At 57.1% G+C, this 14,245-nt stretch carries 12 protein-coding genes; 3 read left to right on the plus strand and 9 right to left on the minus strand.

Features of this window, described 5'->3' with window-relative positions; genetic code table 11:
- Positions 1-7: 7 nt before the first annotated feature.
- The 3 genes from gntT to gntX form a co-directional block, all read right to left on the minus strand.
- The gene (gene gntT, locus C3451_RS14635; RefSeq protein ID WP_022649637.1) at positions 8-1,324 is read right to left on the minus strand and encodes a gluconate transporter; all 1,317 of its coding nucleotides are present in this window, start codon (positions 1,322-1,324) and stop codon (positions 8-10) included.
- A 305-nt stretch (positions 1,325-1,629) separates the two neighbouring features.
- Positions 1,630-2,205, minus strand: coding sequence for a Fe-S biogenesis protein NfuA (nfuA, locus tag C3451_RS14640; RefSeq protein ID WP_003861601.1), 576 nt, complete (start codon positions 2,203-2,205; stop codon positions 1,630-1,632).
- A 61-nt stretch (positions 2,206-2,266) separates the two neighbouring features.
- Positions 2,267-2,947 carry a DNA utilization protein GntX gene (gene gntX / locus C3451_RS14645; RefSeq protein ID WP_032626815.1) on the minus strand — a complete coding sequence of 227 codons (681 nt, stop codon included), beginning with the start codon at positions 2,945-2,947 and terminating at the stop codon, positions 2,267-2,269.
- Positions 2,948-2,983: 36 nt separating this feature from the next.
- Here gntX and bioH point away from each other — a divergent pair, with 36 nt between their 5' ends.
- The gene (bioH, locus tag C3451_RS14650; RefSeq protein ID WP_045622171.1) at positions 2,984-3,766 is read left to right on the plus strand and encodes a pimeloyl-ACP methyl ester esterase BioH; all 783 of its coding nucleotides are present in this window, start codon (positions 2,984-2,986) and stop codon (positions 3,764-3,766) included.
- Here the strand turns inward: bioH and feoC are convergent.
- From feoC to greB, 5 genes are all read right to left on the minus strand, one after another.
- Positions 3,741-3,977 (minus strand): [Fe-S]-dependent transcriptional repressor FeoC, encoded by a 237-nt coding sequence (feoC, locus tag C3451_RS14655; RefSeq protein ID WP_015571443.1) that lies wholly within the window; start codon positions 3,975-3,977, stop codon positions 3,741-3,743. The two genes, bioH and feoC, sit on opposite strands and share 26 nt — an antisense overlap.
- An 11-nt stretch (positions 3,978-3,988) precedes the next feature.
- Positions 3,989-6,307 (minus strand): Fe(2+) transporter permease subunit FeoB, encoded by a 2,319-nt coding sequence (gene feoB / locus C3451_RS14660; RefSeq protein WP_124304337.1) that lies wholly within the window; start codon positions 6,305-6,307, stop codon positions 3,989-3,991.
- A 30-nt stretch (positions 6,308-6,337) separates the two neighbouring features.
- Positions 6,338-6,565 carry a ferrous iron transporter A gene (gene feoA, locus C3451_RS14665; RefSeq protein WP_022649633.1) on the minus strand — a complete coding sequence of 76 codons (228 nt, stop codon included), beginning with the start codon at positions 6,563-6,565 and terminating at the stop codon, positions 6,338-6,340.
- 336 nt (positions 6,566-6,901) lie between these two features.
- Complete coding sequence (locus tag C3451_RS14670) at positions 6,902-9,232, minus strand: Tex family protein (protein WP_045622210.1); 2,331 nt, start codon at positions 9,230-9,232, stop codon at positions 6,902-6,904.
- A gap of 87 nt (positions 9,233-9,319) precedes the next feature.
- A complete protein-coding gene (greB, locus tag C3451_RS14675) occupies positions 9,320-9,793 on the minus strand; it encodes a transcription elongation factor GreB (protein WP_022649631.1) in 474 nt (157 codons plus the stop codon).
- 228 nt (positions 9,794-10,021) lie between these two features.
- Here greB and ompR point away from each other — a divergent pair, with 228 nt between their 5' ends.
- Both ompR and envZ read left to right on the plus strand, forming a co-directional pair.
- Positions 10,022-10,741: a two-component system response regulator OmpR gene (gene ompR, locus C3451_RS14680; RefSeq protein WP_001157751.1), complete on the plus strand. Its 720-nt coding sequence runs from the start codon at positions 10,022-10,024 to the stop codon at positions 10,739-10,741.
- Positions 10,738-12,084, plus strand: coding sequence for a two-component system sensor histidine kinase EnvZ (gene envZ / locus C3451_RS14685; RefSeq protein WP_003861615.1), 1,347 nt, complete (start codon positions 10,738-10,740; stop codon positions 12,082-12,084). The genes ompR and envZ overlap by 4 nt, the downstream gene beginning before the upstream one ends.
- A 530-nt stretch (positions 12,085-12,614) precedes the next feature.
- Here the strand turns inward: envZ and pckA are convergent.
- A complete protein-coding gene (gene pckA / locus C3451_RS14690; protein WP_045621731.1) occupies positions 12,615-14,231 on the minus strand; it encodes a phosphoenolpyruvate carboxykinase (ATP) in 1,617 nt (538 codons plus the stop codon).
- Positions 14,232-14,245: the final 14 nt, after the last annotated feature.

Raw genomic sequence — 14,245 nt, forward strand, 5'->3', positions numbered from 1 at the left:
TAGGGCATCAGACCACCATATTCAACAGCAGCACCCCGACCAGGCCACACACCGAAATAATGGTCTCCAGCGCGGACCAGGACTTGATGGTTTCACCGATAGTCAGGTTGAAGTACTCCTTGAACAGCCAGAAGCCCGGATCGTTCACGTGGGAGAAAATCACGCTGCCCGAACCGACCGCGATAACCATCAGCTCAGGGCTTACGCCCGTGGTCGCAATCAGCGGCGCAACGATACCACCCGCGGTAATCGCCGCAACGGTTGCAGAGCCCAGCGCGATACGCAGCACCGCGGCAATAGACCATGCCATCAGGAGCGGCGATACGTTGGTTTCATGCATCATGGCAGCAATGTATTTATCCACGCCGCTGTCGACCAGCACCTGCTTAAACGCGCCGCCACCGCCGATGATCAGCAGCATCATGGCAATGATTTTGATGGAAGAGGTCAGCGTGTCGTTGATCTGATCCATGGAACGACCACGGTTAAGACCGAAGGTGAACATGGCGATCAGGACCGCAATCAGCGTTGCCATCACCGGGTCGCCCAGGAACTCCGCAACGGACAGGAACGCGTGACCTTTCGGCAGAACCATCTCTGCTACGGCACGCATTGCCATCAGGATCACCGGCACCAGAGAGGTCCAGACGCTGACGCCAAAGCCAGGCATCTCTGCATCTGTGAAGGTTTTGGCGCTGTACAGGCCTTCCGGGATGGGCTTATCAATGCCTTTCAGGAAGCGCGCATAAACAGGACCGGCCAGGATAACCGTTGGGATCGCCAGAATCGTACCGAACAGCAGGGTTTTACCCATGTCGGCATGGAAGATGGTAGCGATAGCCGTTGGACCCGGATGCGGCGGCAGGAAGCCGTGGGTGACGGACAGCGCCGCAGCCATCGGCACGCCCACGAACAGCAGCGGGATGTTGGCGGCAGCGGCGATGGTGAACACCAGCGGCAGCATCAGGACGAAGCCCACTTCATAGAACAGTGCGAAACCGACGGTAAAACCGGTTAACACCACCGCCCACTGGATGTGCTGCTTGCCAAATTTATCGATAAGGGTAGTGGCAATACGCTGCGCGCCACCGCAGTCCGCGAGCATTTTACCGAGCATGGCGCCGAAGCCCATGATCAGCGCCAGGCTGCCGAGCGTACCGCCGACACCGGCTTTAATGGAGCTGATAACTTTAACCAGCGGCATTCCCTGCATCAGACCGACTGCAAGTGCCACCAGAACCAGAGCGATAAATCCGTTCATTTTGAAGCGGATCATCAAGAGCAGTAATAACACAACACCGATAGCGACGATGACTAATGGCATGATTGACCTGGCCTTTGAATTGTTATGGGTAACGTCATTGTTTCAACGACAAATTCCGGTTGTCCCAACTGGGAACAGAGTATTAACGGCACTCATACTGATGCCTGCGAAAACGATAAGTTTAGTCGGCTGTTATAAGGGTGTTGAGTGCCCATGGGAATGATACGGGTAACATGACGTGATTGAGAATCACCCAGGGAGGCAAAATTTGAATTATGAGACGCAGGTCAACATATAGAGGGGGAGGCAAGAAAAAGCAGGCCCGGTAAGCGCAGCGCCACCGGGCAATACAGACGGGCACTGAATTAGTAGTAAGAGTGCTCGCCGCGCTGGTGTTCGGTCAGATCGCGCACGCCTTTCAGTTCCGGGAATTCGTTCAGCAGCTGCTTCTCGATCCCTTCTTTCAGGGTTACATCGACCATGGAGCAGCCGTTACAGCCGCCGCCGAATTGCAGGATCGCCAGACCATCTTCGGTGATTTCCATCAGGGAAACACGTCCACCGTGGCCGGCCAGCTGCGGGTTGATCTGCGATTGCAGCAGATATTCCACACGCTCCATCAGCGGGGCATCGTCAGAGACTTTACGCATCTTCGCGTTTGGCGCCTTCAGCGTCAGCTGCGAACCCAGCTGGTCGGTGACGAAATCAATCTCCGCATCTTCAAGATACGGCGCGCTCAGCTCATCAACGTATGCGGTGAGCTGTTCAAATTTAAGGGCAGTGTCAGTTGCTTCCACAGCATCCGGAGGACAATAAGAGACACCACATTCTGCATTCGGAGTGCCTGGATTGATCACAAACACGCGGATCTGCGTCCCTTCTTCCTGATTTGCCAGCAGTTTGGCAAAGTGCGCTTGTGCAGAATCGGAAATACGGATCATAGCTTTGGCCTAATAGTTGACTAAATTACCTGGGTATAATCATACGCCCATTGAAGAAGGGCTACAAGGTACGGCACAGACACCATACCTGAACTGACGCGGCGCCGCTTTGCAAAAGCAGTCGGGAAAGTTCAGCCACGGTACTGCCCGTGGTGACGACATCATCCACAATCGCGATATGGAGACCGTTGACCGGCAATTCAAGGCGAAAGGCGTTTTTCAGGTTTCTTTTGCGCGACCGGGCGTTGAGCCGGTGCTGAACGGCAGTGGCATGAATACGTTTCAGCGCAGAGGCGGGGTACCGGCAACCCAGCCAGCGGGCGAGCGGACGGCACAGCAGGTCGCTCTGATTGTATCCCCGCCGCCAGTGCCGACGCTGAAAGAGTGGCACGTTCACGAGCGTGTCGACCGACGGTAGCCCACGCGTTCTTCGCGCCTGCAATACCGCCAGTAATAACAGGCGTGCCAGTGGCTGCGCCAGCGCGAACTGGCTGGAAAACTTAAACTGATGAACCAGACGACTCAGCGGCAAAACGTAATCATCCACCGCCACCAGCGCGCTCCACGGCGGCACTTTTTTCAGGCATCGACCACAGGGGAGCGTCTGGCTTACGGCAGGCAAGCCGCATTGCGGACAGCCCTTCAGGTAACCCAGCGCTCCCGTGCAAACGGAACAGACGCCCCACGCGCTCAGCGCAAGTGGCATTCGGCATAGCCAGCACAAGCCGGGCACTGTTAGCATACGCAACCTCCATGTGAAAAAAGAGAACGTTAACTGATGAAGACGCTGTGGTGGCAGACCGTTGGGACGGGAAATTGTCATCTTGTGCTGCTGCACGGATGGGGACTGAACGCCGAAGTGTGGCGTTGCATAAGTGAGGAACTGGCCTCGCAATTTACGGTACACCTGGTGGATCTGCCGGGGTATGGCCGTAGCCACGGCTACGGCGCGATGACGCTCGAGGACATGGCGGAGCAGGTTCTGGAAGCGGCACCGCAAAAAGCCGTCTGGCTCGGCTGGAGCCTGGGCGGGCTGGTGGCAAGCCAGATTGCGCTGCGCCATCCTGAGCGGGTGCAGGCGCTGATCACCGTTGCCTCATCACCCTGTTTCAGCGCCCGCGAGGCGTGGCCGGGCATCAAACCTGAGGTGCTGGCCGGGTTCCAGCACCAGTTGAGCGAAGATTTCCAGCGGACGGTGGAGCGTTTCCTGGCGTTGCAGACGATGGGAACAGAAACCGCCCGTCAGGACGCGCGAATGCTGAAGCAGACGGTGCTTTCCCTGCCGATGCCGGAGGTTGAGGTGCTGAACGGTGGACTGGAGATCCTGAAAACGGCCGATCTGCGTGAGCCGCTGGCGTCACTGACGGTGCCGCATCTGCGTATTTATGGCTATCTGGATGGGCTGGTCCCGCGCAAGGTGGTTCCGCTGCTGGATGCGCTGTGGCCGGAGAGTGAATCAATGGTGGTTGCCAAAGCGGCACATGCGCCGTTCATCTCTCATCCTGCTGAGTTTTGTTCGGCGCTGACCGGTTTTATCAGCGAAGCGTCCACCACTCCCTGAGGCAGGCTTTACCTTCCGGACAACTTTTACAACTGCCGGACAGACAACTGTCCGGCTCTTCCTGAATGCGCACGGCTTTCCCCATCGCCTCCAGCCTTTCCAGCATGGCATCGATCATCGGCTGCGGCGTATGCAGGCTGAGGCTGAGCTGCTTCGCCTCCATTCGTCCCTGTAACGCCAGTAGGTCACGGACCTGAATCAACGATGCCATCTTTTTTCCCCTCAGTGACAGTCGCCCGCAGGGCTGCTACAGCAGGTCGTTGGGGTTTTGCGCGTTGCCAGCAGGTTAACGTCAACGCAGCTACGCGCCCGGCGCAGCAGGCCAATCACCATCACGTTAAACAGGATCACCGCGAGGATACAGACCAGGCTGTAGCGCGGATGCTGGCTGTAATTGACGGCCTGATAAAACACGGTCGCCAGCGAGTAGGCAATGTTCAGCCCCCACAGAATGGAGAAGCCCATCCAGCCGCGGCTGGACTCACGGGCAATGGCGCCCATGACCGAGATGCACGGAATATAGAGCAGGACGAAGATCAGGTAGCTGTAGGCCGCCGACGCGCTGCCAAATTTCTGGCCCATCACGCCCATTGCTCCGGTCGCCATTACGCCGTCGCCTTTGCTGGCTTCAATCGGGTTCGCCAGTACGCTCAGGCTGAAGGTGTCTTTCAGGCTCTGCCAGGTCTCTTCTACTGCACCCAGAAGTTCGTCACCGAGGCTGAACTCAGCTGGGTTGAACTCCTCTTCCTGGATGTTTTCCGCGGTGTAGAGCGTGTTCAGGGTGCCGACAACCACCTCTTTTGCCATCGCGCCAGTGAACAGGCCCACGGTTGCCTGCCAGTTGTCTTCCTGTACGCCAATCGGTTTGAAGACCGGCGTAATGATCCGGCTGACGGAGGCAAGGGCAGAGTCATTAATGTTGTCCGCTGCCTGGCCGCTCAGGGTGAAGCTGTTCAGGGCGCTCAGTAAAATGCTGACCACTACAATCACCTTACCGGCGCGCAGAACAAAGCCCTTCAGGCGCTGCCAGGTTTGAATAATCAGGCTTTTCAGATGCGGAACGTGATAAACCGGCAGTTCCATCACGAACGGCGACGCTTCGCCACGCATGATGGTGTGCTTCAGCATCAGGCCGGTGAGAATAGCCATCACGATACCCAGCACATACAGGGAGAAGACGGCCAGCGCCCCTTCCTGACCAAAGAACGCCGCGGCAAAGACCGCGAAGATCGCCAGACGTGCGCCGCAGGACATGAACGGCGCCATCATGATGGTCATCAGGCGTTCGCGCGGTGCGTCCAGCGTACGCGCGCCCATGACTGACGGCACGTTACAGCCAAAACCGACAATCAGCGGCACGAAGGATTTCCCCGGCAGCCCCAGCGCCTGCATCAGGCGGTCCATTACGAAGGCGGCGCGTGCCATGTAACCGGAATCCTCAAGGAAGGAGAGGAACAGGTACATCATGCCGATCTGCGGCACCAGCGGCAGGACGGTGTTGATCCCGCCGCCGATCCCCTGCGCAAGGAAGATGGTCAACCATTCCGGGAAGTGGAGGGTGTAGCCCAGCCACTGAATACCGTGCACGAAGATAGCGACAGAGCCGCCATCAAAGATGGGTTGCAATGCACCGCCGATGTTTATAGCGAGCAGGAACATTACGTACATCACCAGTAAAAAGATTGGCAAACCGAGGAAGCGGTTGAGCACAATCTTATCCACGGCGGCGGTGAAGCGGCTGGGTTCAGCGGTTAATGCATTGCTGACCACGTCACAGATAGCGGCGATGGCCTGATAGCGCGCATCCGCAATATGCAGGGCCGGGTCATCCAGCTCGTCGCTCAGGCGAGCCTGTGCAACGCTCAGTTTATCCGCCGCATCGCCTGCGTAGGCGCGGCTGTAGATATCGCCTTCCAGCATTTGCAAGCCAAGCCACAGGCGCTGTCTGGCGGGCATGGCGTTGTCCATCTCCTGCGCCAGCTGCCCGGCCTCGCGCAGCAGCGGCTGGGCGTAGTGCACCAGTTCGACGTCGGCATTGCCCGTGTGGCGGTCAATTGCCAGCTTCAGGGCGTCAATGCCGCGCGCGCGGGTAGAAACCAGCGGAACCACCGGGCAGCCCAGACGGGCGGAGAGGGCGTCGACGTCGATGCGCAGCTTTTGCTTCTCGGCGATGTCGAGCATGTTAAGCGCTACGATGCAGGGGATCCCCAGCTCCAGCAGCTGTAGCGTGAGGTACAGATTTCGTTCGAGATTGGAGGCATCCACCACATTGATGAGCAGATCCGCGTCGCCGCTCAGAATATAGTGGCAGGCAATTTGCTCATCGAGAGAGGTCTGAGATGAAATTGTGGTGAGTGAATAGGTCCCCGGTAAATCAACCAGCGTGACCTGATTATCTGTCGTGGTGAACTGGCCTTCTTTGCGTTCAACCGTTACGCCTGCCCAATTTCCCACACGCTGGCGTGCGCCGGTTAACTGATTAAATAAGGTTGTCTTGCCGGAATTAGGATTGCCAATTAAGCCAATAGTTAATTTTTTCATTGTTTTAGACTCACTGAAACCGCTGGCTTGTTAACGGGATAAAGATTCAACTTCAATTAATGCGAGGTCTTTTTTACGCAGAACCAGATTAACGCGTCGGGTTTCGATATGAACAGGATCGCCCAACGGCGCCACGCGCACCACCTGGAATGATGAGCCGGGTAGCATGCCCAGTGACAGTAGCTTCTGCCGATAGGCCGGGCTTATCTCACGGGTAAAACCGATAATTTTCCACGCACTTTCTGGAGTGAATTGCATAGCGCCTGATTCCACGAGAGGTTAAATAATCAACACTGCGATGATAATGAGAATAGTTTTTATCAGCAATAATAAAAATGTGACGGGATGTTGTTAATCGTATTAATTTGCGGTCTGCTTGACCTTGCTCAATATTTGCGGGAATAGCCGGGAAGGAATAAAAAGCGTATTTGTTAATGGAGTGATAAGTAGCGGTTTAAATATGGATATGCAATCGGTTTCATATTTTACGATATAATTTTTCCCCTCACCCCGGCCCTCTCCCCAAAGGGGCGAGGGTGTTCAAGTTCCCTCTCCCCTTTGGGGAGAGGGTTAGGGTGAGGGGCATTTACAGGATTAGCGTTTCTTACCCATCGCCGCTGCCAGCGCATCCATCATCGCGCTGTTGCCTGCTGGCTGTGCGTCACGTCCGCGTGGCTTCGCGGCTTTCGCTGCCGGACGCTGCTGTTCACGGCCACCGCCATTACCGCCACGGCGCGCGTTAGTGTCGCCCGGCTGCTCGTCCAGACGCATGGTCAGGGCGATACGCTTGCGCTGAAGATCCACTTCCAGCACTTTCACCTTCACGATGTCGCCCGCTTTGACCACGGTGTGCGGATCTTCAACGAACTTGTCGGCCAGGGAAGAGATATGCACCAGACCGTCCTGATGCACGCCGATATCCACAAACGCGCCAAAGTTGGTGACGTTGGTTACCGCCCCTTCCAGCACCATGCCCGGCAGCAGGTCGTTCATGGTTTCCACGCCGTCAGCAAAGGTCGCGGTTTTAAACTCAGGACGCGGATCGCGGCCCGGTTTTTCCAGCTCTTTGATGATGTCAGTGACCGTCGGCACGCCGAACTGTTCGTCGGTAAAATCCACCGCTTTCAGGTTACGCAGCGCGCTGCTGTCGCCCATCAGGTCTTTCAGCGCCTGCTGGGTGGCGGCCAGGATACGCTCGACAACCGGATAGGCTTCCGGGTGAACGGTAGAGGCATCCAGCGGGTTATCGCCGTGGTTGATGCGCAGGAAGCCCGCGCACTGCTCAAAAGCTTTCGGCCCCAGACGGCTCACCTTCAGCAGCTGCTGGCGGTTCTGGAACTGACCGTTCTCATCACGCCAGGCGACGATATTCTGCGCCATCATACGGGTCAGGCCTGCTACGCGGGTCAGCAGCGGAACGGAAGCGGTGTTCAGGTCCACGCCGACGGCGTTAACGCAGTCTTCCACCACCGCATCCAGCTTGCGCGCCAGTTGCGTCTGGCTCACGTCGTGCTGATACTGGCCCACGCCGATGGATTTCGGGTCAATTTTCACCAGCTCCGCCAGCGGATCCTGCAAACGACGGGCGATAGAGACCGCACCGCGCAGGGAAACGTCCAGTTCCGGGAACTCCTGCGCTGCCAGCTCAGAGGCGGAATAGACAGATGCCCCCGCTTCGCTGACGATCACTTTCTGCGCCGTCACTTTCGGGAACTGCTTCTGCACGTCGAGATAGAAACGTTCGGTTTCGCGGGACGCCGTACCGTTACCGATGGCAACCAGCTCAACGTTGTACTTCTCGCACAGCGCGGCGACCACGACAGCCGCTTTCGCTGCCTGACCGGTGTGCGGGTAAATGGTGTCGGTGGCAACCAGCTTGCCGGTGCCGTCAACCACGGCCACCTTCACGCCGGTGCGCAGACCCGGATCGAGACCCATGGTGGCGCGCAGGCCAGCCGGCGCAGCCATCAGCAGGTCGTGCAGGTTACGGGCGAAGACGTTGATCGCTTCGTCTTCGGCGCGCTCGCGCACGGTGCCCATCAGCTCGGTTTCGAGGTGCATGAGCACCTTGATGCGCCAGGTCCAGCTCACCACGCCTTTGCGCCAGCTGTCCGCCGGGGCGTTGTTCAGGCGCAGACCGAGGTGATCCATAATGATCTGCTCACAGTGGCTCTCTTTAGGCGGCTCGTCAAACTGCGGATCGGCATTCAGGGAGAGTTGCAGCACGCCTTCGTTACGACCGCGGAACATCGCCAGCGCGCGGTGAGACGGCGCGGTAGAAATGGGTTCGTGGTGATCGAAGTAGTCGCGGAATTTCGCGCCTTCGTCCTCTTTGCCGGACACCACGGTGGAGACGATATGGGCGTTCTTCCACAGGTAATCACGCACTTTGGCCAGCAGCGCCGCGTCTTCGGCGAAGCGCTCCATCAGAATGTAGCGAGCGCCGTCCAGCGCGGCTTTGGTGTCCGCTACGCCTTTTTCGGCGTCGATAAATCTGGCGGCTTCGGTTTCCGGATCGTGAGACGGCTCGTTCCACAGCAGGTCGGCCAGCGGCTCAAGGCCGGCTTCGATCGCAATCTGCCCGCGCGTGCGGCGCTTCGGTTTGAACGGCAGATAGAGATCTTCAAGTTCGGTTTTGCTCAGGGTACCGTTAATGGCTTTTTCCAGGTCACTGGTCAGCTTGCCCTGCTCGCCGATAGATTTGAGGATCGCCTGACGTCGGTCTTCCAGCTCGCGCAGATAGCCCAGACGGGTCTCAAGGTTACGCAGCTGCGTGTCATCCAGACCGCCGGTGACTTCCTTACGATAACGTGCAATAAACGGCACGGTGTTCCCTTCATCAAGCAGACGAACGGCAGCTTCTACCTGTTCGGCTCTGGCCTGAATATCACCCGCAATAATGCGGCAGAGCGACTCTTTCATCATGGTCAGTTCATCTTGTGGATCGAAAATCAGGGGGATAGTTATACGGGCTGACACCAAAAAATGCCAGCCGGGGAGGGCGCTCTCGGACTATTTAACATACTCGATTTCGTTGACGTACCAGCTTGCTTCACCCGCGGGCGTCTGGACAACGGCTAAATCGCCCACCTCTTTTTTCAGCAGGGCGCGGGCCATGGGTGAATCGATAGAAATGTAATCCTTACGACCGAAAATTTCATCATAGCCGACGATACGAAAACGCAGGGTGTCGCCGTTGTCGTTTTCAATTTCGACCCACGCGCCGAAAAACACTTTACCTTCCTGCTGCGGGGAGTAATCGACAATTTTGAGATTCTCGAGGCATTTCGTCAGGTAGCGTACCCGGCGATCGATTTCGCGCAGTCGCTTTTTATTGTACTGATAGTCCGCATTCTCGCTGCGGTCGCCCAGACTTGCGGCCCAGGTGACTTTTTTGGTCACTTCCGGACGCTCTTCGCGCCACAGGTAATCCATCTCTTTTTTGAGTTTCTCGTACCCTTCGCGGGTGATCAGAGGCGTTTTCATGGTGCTGCCTTTAATGCCGGTTAACTGTCTTTGCGCACAATACGTAGCGCACAGTGTAACAGACAAGATTAATAATGATTTATGTGATGAAATGAACAGATAAGCTGCTGTTAAATATGCTTTGTAACAATTTCGTCTAGAATTTATACCAGAATTTGCTGGTCGAACCCGTGCACTTTTTTAGAATACGCTGTTCCAGGCTTATCCGAACCTTTGGGAGTACACACAATGCAAGAGAACTACAAAATTCTGGTCGTAGATGACGACATGCGCCTGCGTGCGCTGCTGGAACGTTATCTGACCGAGCAGGGCTTCCAGGTTCGTAGCGTCGCGAACGCGGAACAGATGGATCGTCTGCTGACGCGTGAATCCTTCCACCTGATGGTGTTGGACCTGATGCTGCCTGGCGAAGATGGGCTCTCTATTTGCCGTCGTCTGCGTAGCCAGAGCAACCCGATGCCAATCATCATGGTGACGGCGAAGGGTGAAGAAGTTGACCGTATCGTCGGCCTTGAGATTGGCGCTGATGACTACATTCCTAAGCCGTTCAACCCGCGTGAACTGCTGGCGCGTATTCGCGCCGTGCTGCGTCGTCAGGCGAACGAGCTGCCGGGCGCGCCGTCTCAGGAAGAGGCCGTCATTGCATTCGGTAAGTTCAAGCTGAACCTCGGCACCCGTGAAATGTTCCGTGAAGATGAGCCAATGCCGCTCACCAGCGGCGAGTTTGCGGTACTGAAAGCGCTGGTCAGCCACCCGCGTGAACCGCTTTCACGTGACAAGCTGATGAACCTGGCGCGCGGCCGTGAATACTCCGCAATGGAACGTTCTATCGACGTGCAGATCTCTCGTCTGCGCCGCATGGTGGAAGAAGATCCGGCGCATCCTCGTTATATTCAGACCGTGTGGGGTCTGGGCTACGTGTTTGTCCCGGACGGCTCTAAAGCATGAGGCGAATGCGCTTCTCGCCGCGAAGTTCGTTTGCCCGCACGCTGTTATTGATCGTCACCCTGCTGTTTGTCAGCCTGGTGACGACCTACCTGGTGGTGCTGAACTTTGCGATCCTGCCGAGCCTTCAGCAGTTTAATAAGGTGCTGGCATACGAAGTGCGTATGCTGATGACCGACAAACTGCAACTGGAGGACGGCACGCAGTTGGTTGTCCCCCCGGCGTTCCGTCGGGAAATCTACCGTGAGTTGGGCATTTCTCTCTACTCGAACGAAGCGGCGGAAGATGCCGGCCTGCGCTGGGCGCAGCACTATGAATTCCTTAGCCAGCAGATGGCGCAGCAGCTTGGCGGCCCGACGGAAGTGCGCGTTGAGGTCAATAAAAGCTCGCCGGTTGTCTGGCTGAAAACCTGGCTGTCACCCAACATCTGGGTGCGTGTTCCGCTCACCGAGATTCATCAGGGCGACTTCTCACCGCTGTTCCGATACACCCTGGCGATCATGCTGCTGGCTATCGGCGGCGCATGGCTGTTTATTCGTATCCAGAACCGACCGCTGGTCGACCTGGAGCATGCGGCATTGCAGGTTGGTAAAGGTATTATCCCACCGCCGCTGCGCGAGTATGGCGCATCGGAAGTGCGCTCGGTAACGCGTGCTTTTAACCACATGGCGGCAGGCGTTAAACAGCTGGCTGACGACCGTACGCTGCTGATGGCGGGGGTTAGCCATGACCTTCGCACCCCGCTGACACGTATCCGGCTGGCAACAGAGATGATGGGCGAGCAGGATGGTTATCTTGCAGAGTCCATCAACAAGGATATCGAAGAGTGTAACGCCATCATCGAGCAGTTTATCGACTACCTGCGTACCGGGCAGGAGATGCCGATGGAGATGGCGGATCTGAACGCGGTTCTGGGCGAAGTTGTTGCTGCCGAAAGCGGCTACGAACGTGAAATTGCGACCGACCTTCAGGCGGGTGAGATTCAGGTACGTATGCACCCGCTCTCCATAAAACGCGCGGTGGCGAATATGGTGGTCAACGCGGCGCGCTACGGCAACGGTTGGATCAAAGTCAGCAGCGGTACGGAACTCAACCGCGCCTGGTTCCAGGTGGAAGACGATGGCCCGGGCATCAAGCCTGAGCAGCGTAAGCACCTGTTCCAGCCGTTTGTGCGCGGCGACAGCGCGCGCAGCACCAGCGGAACCGGCTTAGGCCTGGCGATTGTGCAGCGTATTGTTGATAACCATAACGGACTGCTGGAAATTGGCACCAGCGAACGGGGTGGTTTGAGCATTCGCGCATGGTTACCGGTGCCGGTTTTACGGGGGCAGGTGAAAGAGAGTTAAAAAAGGGTGGGGCCTGATGCCCTCACCCCGGCCCTCTCCCACAGGGGTGAGGGTTCCCCACAAATTAATGCGAGCACTGAGCAATCCCCTCGCCCCTCCGGGGAGAGGGTTAGGGTGAGGGGAATATACGGCGGTGGTGGTCATTCCGTTCACTTAATGTTCCTTGCTAATCTGTAACGACATGACCGGTGAACGTGCCAGGGTGGCTCAGTCGCCACCACCCTGGCGACCCGGGCTCCCGGCGGAAAATCGCCGCTTCGCGGTGCCCTCGGCTTATTCCTTCCGGCTTATCGGGTACGGGCGGAGGCAACGTCCCTGTAAAGCCGCCCTCTCGGCGCATCCCTGCGCCTCGCCCCGGCCTGCAGGAAACGCCTCAGCGATTTACAGCCGGACCAGGGCATCGCTGACAGCCCTCAGTCATTTAGAAAGCAACTTTATTGCTTCTGCATAAAAAAATTACTGGGGATCCCTCAGCCCACGGGGAGAGGGAGAAAACATTAAAAAAGGCAACTTTCGTTGCCTTTTTGCTTTTACCTTGGTCCCGCACTCACCAGCGCAGCACCCGCCGGGGTGTCGGTATACTTCTCGAAGTTTTCGATAAACAGTTTCGCCAGCGATTCTGCCTTCTCACGCCACTGTTCCGGTGAACCGTAGGTGTTGCGCGGGTCAAGGATACGCGTATCCACGCCCGGCAGCTCGGTTGGGATCGCCAGATCGAACATCGGCAGCGTAAAGGTCTCGGCGTTATCCAACGAACCATCCAGAATCGCGTCGATGATGGCGCGTGTATCTTTGATGGAGATACGTTTGCCCGTCCCGTTCCAGCCGGTGTTCACCAGGTATGCCTGTGCGCCGGATGCCTGCATGCGTTTCACCAGCACTTCCGCATACTGCGTCGGGTGCAGCGACAGGAACGCCGCGCCGAAGCAGGCGGAGAAGGTTGGGGTTGGCTCGGTCACACCGCGCTCGGTACCCGCCAGCTTAGCGGTAAAGCCGGAGAGGAAATGGTACTGCGTCTGGCTGGCGGTCAGGCGGGAAACTGGCGGCAACACGCCGAACGCGTCCGCGGTCAGGAAAATCACCTTCGTGGCGTGGCCCGCCTTCGACACCGGCTTCACGATGTTGTCGATGTGGTAAATCGGGTAAGACACGCGGGTGTTTTCGGTTTTGGACGCATCGTCGAAGTCGACAGAGCCATCGGCACGCACGGTGACGTTTTCCAGCAGCGCATCGCGGCGAATCGCGTGGTAGATATCCGGCTCTGCCTCTTCAGACAGGCGAATGGTTTTCGCGTAGCAGCCGCCTTCAAAGTTAAACACACCGTCGTCGTCCCAGCCGTGCTCGTCGTCGCCAATCAGACGACGTTTTGGATCGGTGGACAGCGTCGTTTTACCGGTGCCGGAAAGGCCGAAGAACACCGCCACGTCACCTTTTTCACCGACGTTTGCCGAGCAGTGCATGGAGGCGATACCGCGCAGCGGCAGCAGGTAGTTCATGACCGAGAACATCCCTTTCTTCATTTCGCCGCCGTACCAGGTACCGCCGATCAGCTGGATACGCTCGGTCAGGTTGAAGGCGATGAAGTTTTCGGAGTTCAGACCCTGCTCTTTCCACTGCGGGTTGGTGCATTTCGCGCCGTTCATCACGATAAAGTCAGGGGTGAAGTTTTGCAGTTCTTCATCGGTCGGACGAATGAACATGTTCTTCACGAAATGCGCCTGCCAGGCCACTTCAGTGATAAACCGAACGGAGAGACGGGTGTCGGCGTTAGCGCCGCAGAAAGCATCGACGATGAACAGACGCTTGCCGGAAAGCTGATGGGTGACGAGCCCTTTCAGATGTTGCCAGGTTTCAGGAGAGAGCGGTTTGTTATCGTTCTTCCCTTTGCCTTTATCGGCCCACCACAGCGTATCGCGGGTGGTATCATCTCGGACGATGTATTTATCTTTCGGCGAACGGCCGGTAAAAATACCGGTATCGACGGCGATAGCACCAAGTTTCGTCAACACACCTCGCTCGTACCCTTCCAGTGCCGGATTGAGCTCTTCCTGATACAGCGTATCGTAATCGGGGTTGTAGACCACTTCCTGGACGTCGTGAATACCATAAGCCTTGAGATCTTGCGGGGTTAAACCATTAACACGCATATCACTGCTCCTTA

The organism is Enterobacter sp. 301B (assembly GCF_003850715.1).
In the GTDB taxonomy this organism is placed as follows: domain Bacteria; phylum Pseudomonadota; class Gammaproteobacteria; order Enterobacterales; family Enterobacteriaceae; genus Enterobacter; species Enterobacter intestinihominis.